Consider the following 17,076-nt stretch of genomic DNA (forward strand, 5'->3'; position numbering starts at 1 on the left):
GGCTCGCTTCGTCCTTCCGTGAAGTTGACGGCCGTGTCCTTCGCGTGTACTATAAAGCGTGTTAAGAGCGTGCCCTAGCTCGGAGGGGATTCGGCCCCCACGGTTTCCGTGGGGGCCGTCTTAATTTTCGGTCAGCGTACTGAGTACGCGGGTGTCGACTCGTACTGATCAGGGTCCTCGAGGAGCTAAGTGACCATCCCCTATCGGGACTTGGCGTTCTACAACTTGCCCCCGGTCCCGCTCGATGAGTCCCAACGCGCGGTCCTCGCGCTGCCGGATGGGCAGAGCGCGGCCGTCCTCGGCGCCCCGGGGACGGGCAAGACCACCACGGCTGTCGAGCTGGTCGCCGAGCGTGTGCTCGAACGGGGTTACGCCCCCGAATCGATCGTCGTGCTCGCGGCGAGTCGCACCGCCGCGACCGCCCTTCGCGATGTGTTGGCGCTGCGGTTGGGCGTGCCGACGCGGGGGCCGCTCGCGCGAACCGCGACGTCGCTGGCATTCGAGGCGGTGACTTCCTCCGCACAGGAGCGCGGGCTGGAGCGGCCGACGCTGCTCACCGGAGGCGAGCAGGACGCCCTCCTCTCCGAACTTCTCGAGGGCCACCTCGAGGAGGGCACGGGTCCCTGTTGGCCTGACGAGTTCAGCCCCGAGGTACTCCGGCTGCGGACGTTCCGCACCGAATTGCGCGAATTTGGAATGCGCGCCACCGAGCACGGGCTCGACACGGACGCGATCCGGGCACTGGGCGTGGACGCCGAGCGCGGCGAGTGGTGCGCCGCCGCCGACATGCTCGACGAGGTGCGCGATGTCGTCGACTGGATGGCGCCAGAGGCGGGCACTCGACTGGACGCCGCCGAGTTCGCCGCGTTCGCGGCCGAGGCGATTCGCACCGGGCGCGGGGGCGAGCGGATCGGCGCCCTGCGACTCGTCGTCGTGGACGACATGCAGGAGGCCAGCGAATCGACCGTTGTGCTTCTGCGCGCGCTGGCGGAGCGCGGCGTGACTGTCGTGGCGCTGGGCGATCCCGACGTGGCGACGAGCGCCTACCGCGGCGCCGCCTCCGATACTCTCGGCCGCTTTGCCTCGCGCCTCGGCATCACCGAGGTCAGCACGTTCATCCTCACCCGGGTGCACCGGCATCCAGCCGCAGTGCGTGCTCTCGTGTCGGGCGCGACGGAGCGGATCGGCACCGCTGCCGCCGGCCGCCAGCGCACGGCGGTCGCCGAGCCGCAGCCCGAGGGCGGGCTGGTGCCCGTGCTCGTGCTGCACGCGCCCACACCCGCCCGTGAGGCGGCGACGGTGGCGCGGCTGCTGCGAGAGCGACGCCTGCGCGACGGCATCCCGTGGCAGCAGATGGCGGTGGTCGTTCGCTCCGGGGCCGCGGTCCAGCCGCTGATGAAGGCGCTCGCGGTAGCGGAGGTACCGACCCGCTCGGTGCTCGCCGGCCGTGACCTCCGCGATGATCATGCCGCGCGCGCTCTGCTTGTGCTCGTCGGCGTGGCGATCGGTGAGCGCGAACTCGACGCCAACCTCGCCGCTGAGCTGCTGCTCGGGCCTTTCGGCGGCGTCGACCGGCTTGGTCTGCGTCGGCTTCGGCTCGCCCTGCGTGCTGAGGAACTCGCGGCCGGCGGCATCCGCGCGAGCGATCCCCTTTTGGTCGAGGCGCTGGCGGCTCCCGGCCGCTTTGCCACGATCGACTCGGCGCCCGCACGCCAGGCCGAGCGGCTTGCCGTCACTCTCGACCGGGTTCGCGGGCTGCACGCCGAGCACGGCTCGATCGAGGAGCTGCTCTGGTCGGCCTGGGAGTCGAGTCGCGTGGCCACCTCGTGGCGCGAACTCGCGCTCGGCACCGGGCTCACCGCCGCCGAGGCCAATCGCAATCTCGATGGTGTGGTCGCCCTCTTCAGCGCAGCCCGTCGTTTCGTGGAGCGGGCGCCCGGGCGGTCCGCCGTCGGTTTCGTGACCGAGATCCTCGAGGCGGAGGTGCCGGAGGACACACTCGCGCCCCGCTCGGTCGAGGACGCGGTGCTTATCGGCACTCCCTCCTCGGTGGTCGGGCTCGAGTTCGATGTGGTCGTCATCGCTCGCTTGCAGGACGGCGTCTGGCCCAACCTCCGCCAGCGCGGTTCGCTGCTCGACCCCGACGGGCTGGTGCGGTACACGCGGGGCGAGGGGGGTCTGCCGCTCGACGTCCGCAAAGCCACGCTCGACGATGAACTTCGGATGTTCGCTCTCGCCGTATCCCGCGCCCGTCGGCAGGTGGTGCTGAGCGCCGTCGCAGGCGAGGACGAGACGCCCTCCCTTTTCTTCCGGCTGAGCCCGCCCGACGCGCCCCGGCTCGACGCCACGTCGGCAGTGCCGATGACACTGCGGGGGGCGGTGGCGGCGCTGCGGCGCACGGCCACCACTCCCGGGTCCACGCAATCGCCCGCGGCGATCCGTGGGCTGCGTGCCCTCGCTGTGGCCGAGGTGCCTGGCGCCGACCCGGCCGAGTGGTCGGGACTCCTCGAGCCCTCCAGCACGGAGCCGCTGTTCGACGTCGATGACCCGGAGCGGCCGGTCGCAGTCTCGCCCAGCCGACTCGAGGCATTCGAGCGCTCGCCGCTCGACTGGTTCGTGGATGCCGTCTCGGGCTCGACGACCAGCACGGCGATGGGCGTCGGGACCCTCGTGCACTGGGTGCTCGAGAACGCCGCGAGTACCGACCCCGACGAGCTCTGGGCGGCCCTGGAGTCGCGCTGGCCCGAACTCGTCTTCGAGTCGCCGTGGCTCGGCGAGCGGCAGAAGCGTGTGACGCGGCGTCTCATCGACGGTCTCGCCGGTTACCTCGCCGACTTCGAGCGCGGCGGCGGCGAGGTACTGGGCCGCGAGCAGCAGTTCGAGCTCGATGTGCCTCCGGCTCGGGTGCGCGGCTCGATCGATCGCGTCGAGCGCTCGGCCGACGGCTCCGTGACCATCGTCGACCTTAAAACGGGACGCAGAATTCCTCGGCAGGTCGACATTGCCGAGCATGCACAGCTCGGCAGTTACCAGCTCGCGGTAGCCGAGGGGGCGATTGAGGCGGCGGATCCGACGGCCGGCGGCGGTGCAAAGTTGCTCTTCGTCTCCGGTGGGGTGCGCGGGAAGCCGTACCGCGAGGTCGTTCAGCCCCGCTTCGGCGAGGAGGAGCTGGAGCGCCTGCGCGAGCGCGTCCGCGCTGCGGCGCTCGGTATGGCGGCAGCCCGGTTCTCCGGTCTGCTCGAGTCGGTGCCGTACTCGCCGGGTGACGCGCTGCGTTATCGCATCCACGCTGTGCCGGAGGTGCCGGGCGACGGCCTGCTCACGATCGACGCCGACGCACCGGACGAGGAGGAACTGCCGTGATCGACGCCCTGACCATCGCGGAGCGCCTGGACCTGCGCCCGCCGACCATCGAGCAGCGAGCCGTGATCGAGGCGCCGCTGCGGCCCGCATTGGTGGTCGCCGGAGCCGGCAGCGGCAAGACCGAGACGATGGCGAACCGCGTACTGTGGCTGCTCGCGAACGGCCTCGCGGCTCCCTCCGAGGTGCTCGGTCTCACCTTCACCCGCAAGGCGGCCACCGAACTCGGCGAGCGCATCGGGCGGCGGATCGACCAGCTCGGCGCCGCGGGCCTCCTGCGGCTGCCGCCCGGGCAGAGCGCCCCGGACCTCTTCGAGGCGGCGACGGTCTCGACCTACAACGCCTTCGCGAACACCATTTTCCGCGACAATGCTGCGCTGATTGGGCGCGAGGGCGATGCGACTGTCCTCTCAGAGGCGTCCGCGTGGCACCTCGCCCGCGGAGTCGTCGCTGACACGGCCGACCCTCGCATCCTCGACGTCGAAGCCGGGATCGACCGGCTCACCGATCTCGTCGTGTCACTCGCGCACGATCTGGCCGACAATCTCGCCGAGCCGGCCGAGGTCGCCGCGTTCGCCGAGGACTTCCTTCGTCTGGGGGAGCTGCCGCGCGGGGGCAGCGGCTCCGGCGTCTACCGCGAGCTCGAGAAGGCGCTGAACGCGGTGAGCGCGCTGCCCGTGTTGACGGCGCTCGCCGAGCGGTTCCAGGAGGCGAAAGCCGAGCGCGGGTTTGTCGAGTTCTCGGATCAGGTCGCCCTCGCACGACGAATCGTCGAGCGCGTGCCCCGGATCGCTGACGAGTATCGCGCCCGCTACCGGGTGGTGCTGCTCGATGAGTACCAAGACACCTCCGTGCTGCAGACGCAGCTGCTGGCCCGGCTCTTTGCGGGACAGGGCGTGATGGCCGTGGGTGACCCGCACCAGTCGATTTACGGATGGCGCGGGGCGAGCGCCGAGGGTCTCGGCCGATTCTCCGTCGACTTCGAGGGGGAGGCGCGCTTCTCACTCAGTACCAGCTGGCGCAACGGCCATGGCGTGCTCGCGGCCGCCAACGCGGTCGTCGAGCCGCTCTCGGCCGGGAGCGCCGTGCCGGTCGACACCCTCGCTGCCGGCCCCGGGGCGAGCGGCCACCCCGTTGAGCTCACGTTCCCCGAGACCATCGAGGAGGAGGCCGACGATGTCGCGCGCTGGTTCGCGGGGCGTCTGCGCGAGAGCCTCGAGCCGCCGTCGGCCGCCATCCTCTTTCGTGTTCGCGCGCACATGGACCGCTTCGCGGCCGCGCTGGCGAAGCACGGCGTTCGCTACCACATTCTGGGGATCGGTGGCCTGCTCCGCCAGCCCGAAATCGCCGACCTCGTGGCGGCGCTGACGGTGGTGGAGGATCCCGCCGCGGGCAGTGAACTCGTGCGCCTGCTGGCCGGTGCTCGCTGGCGCCTCGGGGTGCGCGACCTCAAGGCCCTGCGCGACCTCGCCTCCTGGCTCGCTGCCCGCGACCACGCGCACCGCCTGCTTCCCGAGGAGGTACGCGAGCGGATGCGTGCGTCTGTCACCGAGGGCGAGGGCGGCTCGATCGTCGAGGCCCTCGACTTCATTGCCGCGCGCCGCCCCGGTGAGGACGGCCGCCTCGACCACTCCGCCCTCGGCGCCTTCAGCGAGGAGGGACTGCGCCGGCTGCGCCAGGCGGGAACTCTTGTCGCTCGCCTGCGGGCGCGGGCCGGTCTCGACCTCCTGGACTTCGTCACCCTTGTCGAGCAAGAGTTGGGCCTCGACATCGAGGTCGAGGCGAACGAGTCGCGCAGCGACGGCCGGGCGAACCTGGAGGCGTTCCGGGAGGCCGTGGCCGGCTACCTACAGACCGACGACCGCGGCGCGGGCACCGGTTCGTCGCTTCGGGGATTCCTCCGCTGGCTGGTGCTGGCCGACAAGCGCGACGGCCTCGCCCCACGCCCCGAGGACCCCGAGCCAGGCACCGTGCAGCTGCTGACGATCCACGGCTCGAAGGGCCTGGAGTGGGATCTCGTCGCCGTGCCGAGGATGGTCGATGGCGAGCTGCCCGGCACGCCCGTCGAAGGATTCCGCGGCTGGGTGCGCTTGGGTGCGATGCCCTACGCCTTCCGCGGCGATGCCGCCGAGCTCCCCGACCTCGCCTGGCGCGGCTGCACCACCCAGAAGGAGGTCGTCGACGCGATCGGCGCGTTCGGCGAGACCCTCCGCGAGCGCAACGAGGCGGAGGAGCGCCGCCTCGCCTACGTCGCCGTGACGCGCGCGCGTCACCACCTGCTGCTCACCGGTTCGTGGTGGGCAGGTCAGGCGAAGCCGCGCGGGCCGGGGGTGTTCCTCCGCGACCTCGAAGAGGCCGGAACGATCCCAGCGCTCCCCACCGAACCTGCCGACCTCGAGAACCCGCTCGAACGCGCGCCGCGCACGTTCCGCTGGCCGCACGATCCGCTCGGCTCCCGGGGCGAGCGGGTGCGGGCGGCTGCGGCGCGGGTGCACACGGCCGAGCCGGCCCTGCTTGGAGCGCGCGGCGACGACATCCGCCTCCTGCTGGCCGAGCGGGCGGTGCGCCTCGCCGGTGGCAAGCGGCCACCGCTGCCGACGCGCATCCCCGCGTCGCGCTTCAAGGACATCGTGAGCACGCCCGACGAGGTGTCTGCGCAGCTTCGCCGGCCGATGCCCGAGCGGCCGTACCGACAGACCCGCCTCGGCACGACGTTCCACTCCTGGGTCGAGAACCGTTTCGGGATTTACGGCGGTGCTGAGGCCGTCGACACCTTCCCCGACGAACTCGACCAGAGCGGATCGACCAGCCTCGAACACGAGCAACTCGCGCTCCTCATCGAGACTTTCGAGCGATCGGAGTGGGCCGACCGGCGCCCCGACGCCGTCGAGATCGAAATCCATCTCCAGCTCGCCGGCCATGTCGTCGTCTGCAAGCTCGACGCCGTCTACCGCACCGACGCGGGCGTCCAAATCGTCGACTGGAAGACCGGCCGCGCACCGAAGGACGCCGCCGATCTCGAGCTCAAGCAATTCCAGCTGGCGCTGTACCGGCTCGCCTACTCGCGCTGGCGGGGCGTGCCGCTCGACAGCGTCGACGCCGTGTTCTATTTCGTTGCCGACGACCTCGTGCTGCGGCCCGAGCGGTTCTACTCCGAGCGCGAGCTGGCGGAGTCGCTGTCCTCGGCAACGGGGGCGAGCCCGCGGCCGTGAGCGGAGGAGCCGGTGCGGGCTCCGGGCGTGCGGTTCAATAGCTCCTCGACCTCTGAGACCTCAAGCACGGGCCCGGTGTCGGTCGAGAGCGGCGCCGAGAGGTCGCCAAGCACGCTGTCGACCAGCGTGTCGAGCATGGCGACCGCGTCGTCCACGATCGCGGAGTCGTCGGTTTCGGTGCCGTGCAGCAGCCAGCGCGCGAGCTCGAGTTCGGCGTAGAGCTGAGCGCGCTGCCGGATCGCGCGGTCCACGGCGCCCGCGCGCATCCGCGAGTAGGCGGAGAGCGCCGTCTCGGAGCCGGGGGCACTCAGCAGCCAGTGCAGATCGCGGGCGGGGTCGCCGACGCGCAACGCCGCCCAGCCGAGCACCGCGGCGACGACGTCACCGGAGCGGAGAAACGAGTCGGCGGTCATCGAGCCATTCACCACGGTCGGATCGAACTGCCAGAGCGCGTCGTCCGAGGACGCCATCTCCCAGCGTGCGACGAGGGCGGCAGGGACGTGTCCGGTGTCGGCCGCGCGCTCGATGACCGCGACGGTCTCGTTGACGTTGTCGCGGGTCGTCGAGATCGGCAGCCCAGCCTCCTGCACGAACGAGGCGGGCAGCGAGTGGATCGCTCCGATCGACCAACCGACGGAATCGGCGAGAGCGCTCTGCGCGGCGACATCGTCGATCAGGACGCGGTGGCCCTCGATGTACTCGTAGACCACGGCGCGCGTCCCGTCGAAGGGCGTTTGCCCGACGCTCTTCTGGACGTCGAACGGCAGGCGGCTGCGGATTCCTGGCGTCAGCGCGCGCAACGCGACGAGGTCGCCGAGCTGCTCCTGCTCGGCCAGCGGGGAGGTGGGCACCCGCACCACCAGGCGCGCCGAGTCCCGGGTCGTCAGCAGCGCGGAGTCGAAGTCGCCGTGCGTCGACGATGTGAAAGGGCGCGCGGTGCGGACATCGAGGCCCTCGACGGCCGAGGTGGCCAGCGCGGCTAGAGTGAGGTGGGATCTGGCCATGGTGTCCAGGGTAGGCGGCTCGTGCCCGGCCGTCTTGCCGCCACGCGCTGTCCCGTCGATGCCGTCGAAGGCCCGTGACAGCGGTGCTCGCGGCTCCGTGACGAAAGGAGCTTCGGATGTCAGTTCCCTTCGCTGATCGCCTCCCCCTTTCTCGACAGGCGGTCGACCGCGACAACGTTGGCCGCACCCGCCCGGCGCTCTTCGATGAGCTGCTCACCGACTCCACCACTCGCGTGCTCGCGCTGCATCACGACCGCACGCTCGTTGACTCCGACCGTCTCGCGCTGCGCAGCACGGCGGAGGTCACCTCCGGCGTGCTCCGCATCTACCTCGGTCGCACAACGGTCGACGCGCCCGGCGAGCCCGCGGGAACTCCGGTCGTCGTGACGGTGCTCACGGATGCGGCCGCCGCCGAGCTCGAGCCCGACGAGGAGCGCTGGAGCGGCCTGCGTCCGATCGCCGATCGCCTGAGCGACCGTGACGCCGGCCTCTTCACCGAGGCACTGGCAATCGCCAACTGGCACGCCTCGCACGGCTACTCGCCTCGCAACGGCGACCCGACCGTGGTCGAGCAGGGTGGCTGGGTGCGCCGCTCGCTCACCGACGGCAGTCAGGTCTTCCCGCGGACCGATCCCGCGATCATCGTCTGCGTCCTCGACGCCGACGACCGCCTCCTGCTCGGCTCCAACGCCATGTGGGGCACCGGCCGCTTCTCGTTGCTGGCCGGATTCGTCGAGCCCGGCGAGTCGCTCGAGGCCGCGGTGATTCGCGAGATCGGCGAGGAGTCGGGGCTCCGCGTCGTCGCCCCGCAGTACCTCGGTTCGCAGCCCTGGCCGTTCCCCGCGTCGCTCATGGTCGGATTCAGCGCTCGGGTCGCCGACGATCAGGCGCCGGACGACCTGCTCCCGGACGGCGAGGAGATCGTCGAGCTGCGCTGGTTCACCCGGCAGCAACTCCACGACTCGCTCGACTCGGTGCTCCTGCCCGGGAGATCCTCGATCGCTCGCGCGATGATCGAGGACTGGTACGGAGGCGAGTTGGAGAACGGCCCGATCGCGTGAGCCTGCTCGATGGTCTCGACGAGGGGCAGCGCGAGGCAGCGGAGGCGCTGCTCGGCCCCGTCTGCGTGCTTGCCGGAGCGGGGACGGGCAAGACCCGCACGATCACCCACCGCATCGCGCACGGAGTCGCCACTGGCGTCTACACCCCCGGCCGAGTGATGGCGCTCACCTTCACCAGCCGCGCGGCCGCCGAGCTGCGCTCGCGCCTGCGGGTGCTCGGAGCCGGCGGAGTCCAGGCGCGCACGTTTCACGCCGCGGCGCTCTCGCAGCTGGGGTATTTCTGGCCACAGCTCGTCGGCGGGACGATGCCGCAGCTTCTCGACGGCAAGGCGCGGCTGCTCGGGCACGCGGCTGAGCGTCTGCGCCTCAAGCTCGACACGGCGACTCTGCGAGACCTCTCGGCCGAGATCGAGTGGCGGAAGGTGTCCGCTCTCTCGCTCGAGCAGTACGCGGTCGCCGCGCGCACCCGCGCACTCCCGGGTCGGCTCACACTCGAGCAGACCGTCGCGCTCGTGGACGAGTACGAGGGCCTGAAGGACCAGCGTCGCCAGATCGACTTCGAGGACGTGCTGCTCGTCACCGCCGGGATGCTCGAATCCGAGCCGGCGATGGCGATGCAGGTGCGCGAGCAGTATCGCTTCTTCGTGGTTGACGAGTACCAGGACGTCTCGCCGCTACAGCAGCGGCTCCTGGAGCTGTGGTTGGGCGACCGGAGCGACCTGTGCGTCGTCGGCGACGCCAGCCAGACCATCTACTCCTTCGCGGGAGCCCGCGCCGACTATCTCCTCGACTTCCCGGCCCGCTGGCCGGCCGCGACGGTCGTCCGCCTTGAAGAGAACTACCGCTCGGCTGTGCCGATCGTGCAGACCGCGAACCGTCTGATGCGCGGGCGGCCGGGGGCTCTCTCGCTCCATGCTGTGGCCGCGACAGAGGCCCCGGAGCCGGCAGTCGACGCCTACCCGGACGACATCGCCGAAGCACGTGGCATCGCGGCGCGAGTCACCGCGGACATTGAAGCGGGGGTGCGTCCCTCCGACATCGCGGTGCTCTTCCGCACCAACAGTCAGTCCGCTGTCATCGAACACGCGCTCCACGAGCGCGGAGTCAGCGCGCACATGCGCGGCGGCAAGCGCTTCTTCGACCTCCCAGAAGTGAAGCAGGCCGTGATGCAGCTGCGCGCCGCTTCCGTGTCCATTGCGGGCGAGCCGCTGTTCAAGTCGGTGAGCGACGTGCTCCGCTCCCTCGGTTGGAGCGCCGAGCCGCCGTCTGCACCGGGTGCGGTGCGCGACCGCTGGGAGTCGCTGGACACCCTCGCCCGCCTGGTGGACGAGGCGCCCGCAGGCTGGAGCTTCCGCCACTTCACCGACGACCTGATCGCCCGCCAGCACGTGCACCACGAGCCCGATCGGGCGGCGGTCACCCTCGCGACCCTGCACTCGGCGAAGGGCCTGGAGTGGGAGTCAGTGCACCTGATGGGACTCGCCGAGGGCCTGCTGCCGATCTCGTATGCCGCCGGGCTCGAGGCGATCGACGAGGAGCGCCGGCTGCTGTACGTCGGGATCACCCGCGCTCGACGGCGGCTCCGGCTCTCGTGGGCGCGCTCGACGGTCGGCCGCGTCAGTCGGCGGGAGCCGTCACGCTTCCTGGAAGAGCTCGGCACGCGCAGCCGGGGTGGGGTTCCCTCCGCCGCTCGCTGAAACTGCCGGAGGCGTCGGTATAGCTACGCTCGACGTGACGCAGGCCCCGCCATCCGGCCAAGAGCCGCCGCAGGACGATGTCGGCCGCCGCAACCGCGATTGCGGCGCTCGCCAAGGGTGTGCGCGTGGGCGCCGTCTTGCCGAGCACCTGGATCACGAGCCGCGGCCGATCCGGGTCGAGGTCGACCTGTGCACGCTCCGCGCAGTGCAGGCATGGCCCTTCGCCCGGCTCCACCAGCGGGCCGAGGTGCACACCCTCGTCGCCGAACACGACAGCCAGGTGCGGTACATCCGCCCCGAGCCAGTGCGCCGCGCGCGCGGGGGCGACAGCGAAGTCCGCGACCAGGACGGCTAGATCCGGCAGGGAGTCCTCGCCCAGCAGCTCGCAGCCCTCGCTCCGGAGCAGCGTCCGAAGCGCATCGGAGGCGGCGCCGGCACCCTCGACCACGACGCGCGGGGCCGGGGGCGGGCCGGGCTCAGTAGTGCGCACGAGCACGGGGCGCAGCGCCGCGAGGACGTCATCGACGCGCGCGTCGGATGCTCCCGCGCGTCTCGCGATCAACCGGACAGTGCCCGCACTCGTGCCGATTCGGAGGGCGTCGAGCAGCAGCTCCTCGGGGTAGCCGACTCCCTCGAGGACCACGTGCGGCCGGTCGAGTCCGAGCTGCACCGAGTGCGCGGAGCGCCAGAGCAGGGGGAGTCGGGGATCGAGTCGGAGCACCATCGCCCGATCATGGCCCACAACGTCCCGGCGCCGCGCGAGTTATCCACAGGCTGGCGCCGGTTCAGAGGGGGCGGTCTCCGGTGGGTGCGGAACCCTGGTCGTCTCCGTGGTCGTCAGCGACGTCTGTGCCGGGATCATCTGCGTCGCCCTCGTGCGGCATCGTTCCGTTCAGCAGATCCTCCAGAGCGCGGTCCATCTCGTCCGGCTCAGGAGTCTCGCCGCGCGCCTCGGCGGTGAGTCGCGCGACGAGCATGCTCGGGTCGTCAAGGTCGTCCGACCCGGGCAGGAGGTCGGGATGCGACCACAGGGCGTCTCGCGCCTCCGGCCCCACCGCGTCGGTGACGGCCTGCCACATCGCGGCGGCCTCACGGAGGCGTCGTGGCCGCAGCTCCAGCCCGACCAGCGTGGCAAAGGCGGACTCGGCGGGCCCGCCGGAGGCCCGGCGGCGGCGCACCGTCTCGGCGATCGCTCCTGCACTGGGCAGTCGGGTGGTCGCTGCAGCCGTTACCACGTCGACCCAGCCCTCGATGAGTGCGAGGACCGTCTCGAGGCGGCCGTGGGCGGCGAGTTGCTCCTCCGTCTTGGGCGGGATCAGCGCGCCCGATGTCATTGCGTCGCGCAGCTCCTCGGGGTTGGCCGGGTCGAAGTTCTCGGCCAGCTCTTCAAGGCGGGTGGTGTCGATGCTGATCCCGCGCGCAAAGTCGGTGATCTGCGAGATCAGAGCGAGGCGCAGCCACTTGCCGTGGCGGAACAGGCGCGCGTGTGCGAGTTCTCGCACCGCGAGGTAGAGCTGCACCTGATCGAGCGGGATGTCGAGACCCTCGCCGAAGGCCGCGACGTTCTGCGGCACGATCGCCGCGTCGTTCTCCTCGAGCAGCGGAATGCCGATATCGCCGCCAGAGACGACCTCGGCCGTCAACTGCCCGACGACCTGGCCGAGCTGCAGGGCGAACAGGGTGCCGCCGATCCCTCGCATCATGCCCTCGGCGCCGGCGATCATCGCCTGCATCTCCTCGGGCGCCTGGTCGCGCAGTACTCGGGTGAGCGCGTCCGAGATGCTGAGGGCGACCGGCTCGGCGAGCTGAGTCCACACGGGCATGGTCAGCGTGATCCACTCCAGTCGGCTGATCGAGCGCGGCGTGCGGCTCAGTTCTGAGACGTACGCGACCTCGTCGAGCCAGAGGGCCGCGACCTTGAAGGCGCCATCGAACGGTGCGCGGACAGAGTCGGACACCGGCGTGGACTCGGCCCGCGCCATCTGCTTCGCCTGCTCCAGCGAGAGCGTCCAGTTGACGCCTCCTGTGCCGTTGTGCTGCATCGCGCTCTGCAGCTGCCCCAGCAGCTTCGCCAGCGCGACGGGATCGTTGGGAAGACCCGCAGCCCCCGCGAGATGTGCGGGATCGACCGGTCCGTTCCCCGAGAGGAACTTCCGCAGCATCTCCCGGAACTCGTCCTCGGAGCCGCCGCCCGCTCGGTCCGCGCTGTCGCCATCGGCCATCGGATCAGCCTTCCGTCGTTCGGGTGAAATCGGTCGTCGCAGCCTCTGCGGCCCTACTTCGGGCGCATGTTCCAGCGACTCCCAGTCGTGCAGGCTACGTTAGCCCGAGCGCCTCGGGCCACGTTGTGCAGAGCGCCGCCCGGGCGCAGCCCGCTTCCGCCCGCCGCGAACATCCCGGCGGAGCCGCTCCACCCGCAGCCAGAAAGGCCTCCGTGTCGCTGTTCTCCGACGGCCCGCGCCCGTCGTTGTCCCCTCGCCGCGCGTGGGTGGGACCGGTCGTCCTTCTTTCGGGAGTCGCGCTCGTCGTCGGACTCGGCGTCGCTCCCGCTCCCTACGTGATCGAGCAGCCCGGTCCCGTGTTCGACACCCTGGGCACCAGGAAGGACGTCCCGCTCATCTCGATCCCGGACCAGACGACCTATCCGACCGGCGGCACCCTCGACATGCTCACCGTCTCGGTCCTCGGCAGTCCGCAGAGCCTCCCGAACTGGGTCGAGGTCGCGGGAGCCTGGTTCGATCGCACAAAGGCTGTCGTCCCAGTCGATGCGATCTTCCCGCCGTCGACCACGGTCGAGGAGCGTGACGAGATGAACCAGGCCGAGATGACCGACTCGCAGCAGGAGGCGATCGCCGCGGCGCTCACCGAGCTCGGCTACGACGTCCAGCAGCACGTGTCGGTGCTGCAGGTGCCGACAGGATCGCCCGCTGAGGGCGTTCTCGAGCCGGGGGACGAGATTTTGGCCGTCGCAGGCACCGCCGTGACCGATGTGACCGCCCTGCGCGAGACCCTGCAGACGCTGGGCACCGGCGCGCCAGTGCAGCTGAGCATTGCGCGCGGCGAAGCGCAGCAGGAGGTGCACGTCACGCCCCGCGAATCGAACGGAGCCGCCGTGATCGGCATCCTGCCCGGCACATCCTTCGACTTCCCCTTCCAGGTCGACATCCAGCTCGATGATGTCGGTGGACCCAGCGCCGGAATGATGTTCGCGCTCGGGATCATCGACAAGCTCACCGAGGGCGAAGTCAATGGCGGCCAGAAGGTCGCGGGCACCGGGACGATCGACGCCGCGGGCGAGGTCGGCCCGATCGGCGGCATCCGGCAAAAGCTTTACGGAGCGAAAGGCGCCGGTGCGGCCTACTTCCTCGCTCCGAGCAGCAACTGCAACGAGGTGGTCGGTCACGTCCCCGACGGACTCGGCGTGTTGGCGGTCTCGACCCTCGACGACGCGTTGGCCACCCTCACGGCCGTCGCTGCCGGCGACACGTCTGGCCTCCCCAACTGCAGCACGGCCACTCCGATCAACTGACCGCGGCCCGCCGCCCGCGCTCACTCCCGACTCTCCATCCACCACTGTCCGAGAGTCGGCATCTGCCACTGTCCAGAAGTTGTCGCACTCGACGCCGAGTGCGACAACTTCTGGCTTCTCGGCGGGGGACGGGAGCGGGACGGGGCGGGACCGGGGACGGGCGGAGACGATGCCCGCGGGCGACGCTCAGCTGAGCCGGACACACGTCGCATAGCATGGGTCTCTCCCCTCACATCTCGACAGCAAGAGGCCCCTCCGTGAGTTCCACAGCAACCGAAACGCCGCAGCGGAAGCGACGGAGCGTCCTCGCCGTCACTGTCGTGGTGGTGGCCATCCTGGTGGTGGCGTTCTTCGTCTTCGCCGGCCTGTACACCGACATCCTCTGGTATGACCAGCTCGGCTTCCTGTCCGTGCTCACAACGCAGTGGGCGGCCGCCGGCGGTCTCTTTATCATCGGCTTCGTCGCGATGGCCGTGCCGGTGTTCGTCAGCCTGATGCTCGCGTACCGCCTCCGGCCGGTCTACGCGAAGCTCAATCCGCAGATCGACCGCTACCAGCAGGTCGTGGAGCCGCTCCGGCGCCTGGCCACGTTCGGGATCCCCGCGGTGCTCGGCCTCTTTGCCGGCGTCTCCTCTGCCACTCGCTGGCAGACGAGTCTCACGTTCTGGAATCGCACGCCCTCGGGGGTCGCGGATCCGCAATTCGGCCTGGATACGTCGTTCTATCTCTTCGAGCTGCCCTTCTATCAGAGCATTGTCGGATTCGCGTCGGCGGTCCTGCTGATCTCGGCGTTCGCGACTCTCGCCACCGGCTATCTCTATGGCGCTATCCGGGTCAACGGCCGCGAAATCCGCATCTCGAAGGCGTCGCGCGTCCAGCTCGCGATCACCGCGGCCCTTTACCTCGCTGTGCAGGCTGTGAGCTTCTGGCTCGACCAGTACGCGACCCTCGCGAAGCAGGGTCCGCGTATCACCGGAGCCACGTATTCGACCGTCAACGCGACGATCCCGGGCCTGCAGATCCTCGCCGGAATCGCTGCGTTAGTTGCGATCTTCTTCGTAGTCACTGCCTTTATCGGCCGCTGGCGTCTCCCGGTCATCGGCACGGCTCTTCTGATCGTGTCGAGTCTGCTCGTCGGCTCGCTGTACCCGTGGATCGTGCAGAAGTTCCAGGTCGAGCCGAACGAACGTACGCTCGAGCAGCCTTTCATCCAGAACAACATCGACATGACTCGTCAGGCGTACGGAGTGAAGGATGTCCAGGTCATCCCCTACGACGCCACCACTGACGCCGAGCCGGGTGCGCTCCGCTCCGACGCCGAGACCACGGCGAACATTCGCATCCTCGATCCCTCCGTCGTCACTGACGCGTTCGCGCAGCTGCAGCAGTTCCGGCAGTACTACAAGTTCGGCGACACGCAAAATGCCCTCGATGTCGACCGCTACTCCATCAATGGCTCCACGCAGGATGCCGTGGTCGGCGTCCGCGAGCTGAACCTCAATGGCCTCGGCGCCAACCAGACCTGGTACAACCAGACGCTGGTCTACACCCACGGCTACGGCCTCGTCGCCGCCTATGGCAACCAGCGCTCGGCCGACGGCGAGCCCGTCTTCATCGAGTCCGGCGTCCCCACCACCGGAGACTTGGGCGACTACCAGCCGCGCATTTACTTCGGCGAGAACTCGCCGCCGTACTCGATCGTCGGCGGCAACGACTCGCGCGACATCGAACTCGACTACCCGTCAGGCACCGATGGGGCGCAGCAGACGTACACGACCTTCGACGGCCAAGGCGGTCCCTCGCTCGACAACGTCTTCAAGAAGCTCGTCTACGCGATCAAGTTCCAGTCCGAGCAAATCTTCCTCTCGGACGGAGTGAACGACAAGTCACAGATCCTGTATGACCGCGATCCCGTGCAGCGCGTGCAAAAGGTCGCTCCCTATCTCAAGCTCGACTCCGACGCCTATCCGACCGTCGTCGACGGCCGCGTGGTGTGGGTCGTCGACGGATACACCACGTCTGCCGACTACCCGTACTCGGAGGTGCAAAGCCTCTCGCAGGCGATCGCCGACACGAGCACGCAGCAGCAATTCCCGACCGATGACGTCAACTACATCCGCAATTCGGTGAAGGCCACTGTGGACGCTTATGACGGCAAGGTGACCCTCTATGCCTGGGACACCGAGGACCCGATTCTGCAGACGTGGGAAAAGATCTTCCCGACCACGGTCAAGCCGGTCAGCGACATGTCCGCGCAGCTACTCAGCCACGTCCGCTACCCGGAGGACCTCTTCAAGGTTCAGCGCGCGGTGCTCGGCACGTACCACGTGACCGACGCCGGATCGTTCTACTCCCGTGAGGACGCATGGGCGACTCCCAACGACCCGACCAGCGGAGCCGCGACTACGGCCGCCGCATCGGGCGCCAGCCTGCAACCGCCGTACTATCTGACGCTGCAAACTCCGGATCAGGGGGTGCCGTCCTACTCGCTGTACTCGACGTACATCCCGGCGAGTGTCCAGGGCACGCAGGCCAGCCGCAACGTGCTGACCGGCTATCTCGTCGCCGATTCGGACGCCGGTTCCCAGGCAGGTGCCGTCGCTGACGGCTACGGCACGCTCCGCCTGCTCGAGCTGCCCAAGGACGACACGGTCCCGGGCCCGGGCCAGGTGCAAAACGCGTTCACGACCGATCCCACGGTCGCGAACGAACTCAACATCCTTTCGCGTGGCGACACGACCGTCACCCGGGGCAACCTGCTCACACTGCCGGTCGGTGGCGGCCTGCTCTACGTTCAGCCGATCTATGTGCGCTCCAACGGAGACACGAGTTTCCCGCTCCTGCAGAAGGTCCTGGTCGCATTCGGTGACGACATCGCCTTCGAGGACACCCTCGACAAGGCGCTCGACAGCCTCTTCGGCGGCGACTCGGGAGCGGACGCGGGCGATACCGGCACGCCGACGACTCCGGGCGCCGGGACGGGTACCGAGGGTGGGAACACCGGCGGCGACGCGGGCGGAACGACAGGGGGCACGGGCGGCACCGGGACGGGCGACCAGACCGCGCTCCAGCAGGCCTTGAACGACGCTCGCACCGCCTTGACAGCGCGCGAGACTGCTTTCAAGTCGGGCGATCTGTCCGCGTTCGCGACGGCAGACAAGCAGCTGACCGAGGCGCTCGCGCGGGCGCTCCAGGCCGAAGGAAAGTAGCCCG

The 17,076-nt window shown here is 69.9% G+C and carries 9 protein-coding genes; 6 read left to right on the forward strand and 3 right to left on the reverse strand.

All coding sequences use genetic code 11. From position 1 onward, the window contains the following. Positions 1–189 precede the first annotated feature (189 nt). Both B0H03_RS07490 and B0H03_RS07495 read left to right on the forward strand, forming a co-directional pair. Positions 190–3,363: an ATP-dependent DNA helicase gene (locus tag B0H03_RS07490; protein ID WP_104263809.1), complete on the forward strand. Its 3,174-nt coding sequence runs from the start codon at positions 190–192 to the stop codon at positions 3,361–3,363. Further along, positions 3,360–6,572: an ATP-dependent DNA helicase gene (locus tag B0H03_RS07495; protein ID WP_104263810.1), complete on the forward strand. Its 3,213-nt coding sequence runs from the start codon at positions 3,360–3,362 to the stop codon at positions 6,570–6,572. Before B0H03_RS07490 ends, B0H03_RS07495 begins: the two co-directional genes overlap by 4 nt. Here B0H03_RS07495 and B0H03_RS07500 read toward each other — a convergent pair. Then, positions 6,509–7,576 carry a phosphotransferase gene (locus B0H03_RS07500; RefSeq protein ID WP_104263811.1) on the reverse strand — a complete coding sequence of 356 codons (1,068 nt, stop codon included), beginning with the start codon at positions 7,574–7,576 and terminating at the stop codon, positions 6,509–6,511. The genes B0H03_RS07495 and B0H03_RS07500 overlap by 64 nt on opposite strands. A 116-nt stretch (positions 7,577–7,692) precedes the next feature. Between B0H03_RS07500 and nudC the strand changes: the two genes are divergently transcribed. Then, positions 7,693–8,637 carry an NAD(+) diphosphatase gene (gene nudC / locus B0H03_RS07505; RefSeq protein WP_104263963.1) on the forward strand — a complete coding sequence of 315 codons (945 nt, stop codon included), beginning with the start codon at positions 7,693–7,695 and terminating at the stop codon, positions 8,635–8,637. Then, the gene (locus tag B0H03_RS07510; protein WP_104263962.1) at positions 8,598–10,334 is read left to right on the forward strand and encodes an ATP-dependent helicase; all 1,737 of its coding nucleotides are present in this window, start codon (positions 8,598–8,600) and stop codon (positions 10,332–10,334) included. The genes nudC and B0H03_RS07510 overlap by 40 nt, the downstream gene beginning before the upstream one ends. Here the strand turns inward: B0H03_RS07510 and B0H03_RS07515 are convergent. Continuing rightward, positions 10,255–11,058, reverse strand: a complete 804-nt coding sequence (locus B0H03_RS07515; protein ID WP_104354069.1) for a hypothetical protein — start codon at positions 11,056–11,058, stop codon at positions 10,255–10,257. The genes B0H03_RS07510 and B0H03_RS07515 overlap by 80 nt on opposite strands. Positions 11,059–11,119: 61 nt before the next feature. Next, on the reverse strand, positions 11,120–12,556 hold the full coding sequence (locus B0H03_RS07520; protein ID WP_104354070.1) for a zinc-dependent metalloprotease: 1,437 nt from the start codon (positions 12,554–12,556) through the stop codon (positions 11,120–11,122). 212 nt (positions 12,557–12,768) lie between these two features. Here B0H03_RS07520 and B0H03_RS07525 point away from each other — a divergent pair, with 212 nt between their 5' ends. Both B0H03_RS07525 and B0H03_RS07530 read left to right on the forward strand, forming a co-directional pair. After that, positions 12,769–13,863, forward strand: a complete 1,095-nt coding sequence (locus tag B0H03_RS07525; RefSeq protein ID WP_104263814.1) for a YlbL family protein — start codon at positions 12,769–12,771, stop codon at positions 13,861–13,863. 215 nt (positions 13,864–14,078) lie between these two features. Continuing rightward, positions 14,079–17,072: a UPF0182 family membrane protein gene (locus tag B0H03_RS07530; protein WP_164860175.1), complete on the forward strand. Its 2,994-nt coding sequence runs from the start codon at positions 14,079–14,081 to the stop codon at positions 17,070–17,072. The last annotated feature ends 4 nt before the right edge of the window (positions 17,073–17,076 follow it).

The organism is Rathayibacter iranicus NCPPB 2253 = VKM Ac-1602 (genome assembly GCF_003149025.1).
In the GTDB taxonomy this organism is placed as follows: Bacteria; Actinomycetota; Actinomycetes; order Actinomycetales; family Microbacteriaceae; genus Rathayibacter; species Rathayibacter iranicus.

Bases quoted from the DNA above. Each gene is read 5' to 3' on its own strand.
- B0H03_RS07530 (WP_164860175.1), top strand. From the start codon at position 14,079: ATGGGTCTCTCCCCTCACATCTCGACAGCAAGAGGCCCCTCCGTGAGT.
- B0H03_RS07500 (WP_104263811.1), bottom strand. From the start codon at position 7,576: ATGGCCAGATCCCACCTCACTCTAGCCGCGCTGGCCACCTCGGCCGTC.
- B0H03_RS07515 (WP_104354069.1), bottom strand. From the start codon at position 11,058: ATGGTGCTCCGACTCGATCCCCGACTCCCCCTGCTCTGGCGCTCCGCG.
- nudC (WP_104263963.1), top strand. From the start codon at position 7,693: ATGTCAGTTCCCTTCGCTGATCGCCTCCCCCTTTCTCGACAGGCGGTC.
- B0H03_RS07520 (WP_104354070.1), bottom strand. From the start codon at position 12,556: ATGGCCGATGGCGACAGCGCGGACCGAGCGGGCGGCGGCTCCGAGGAC.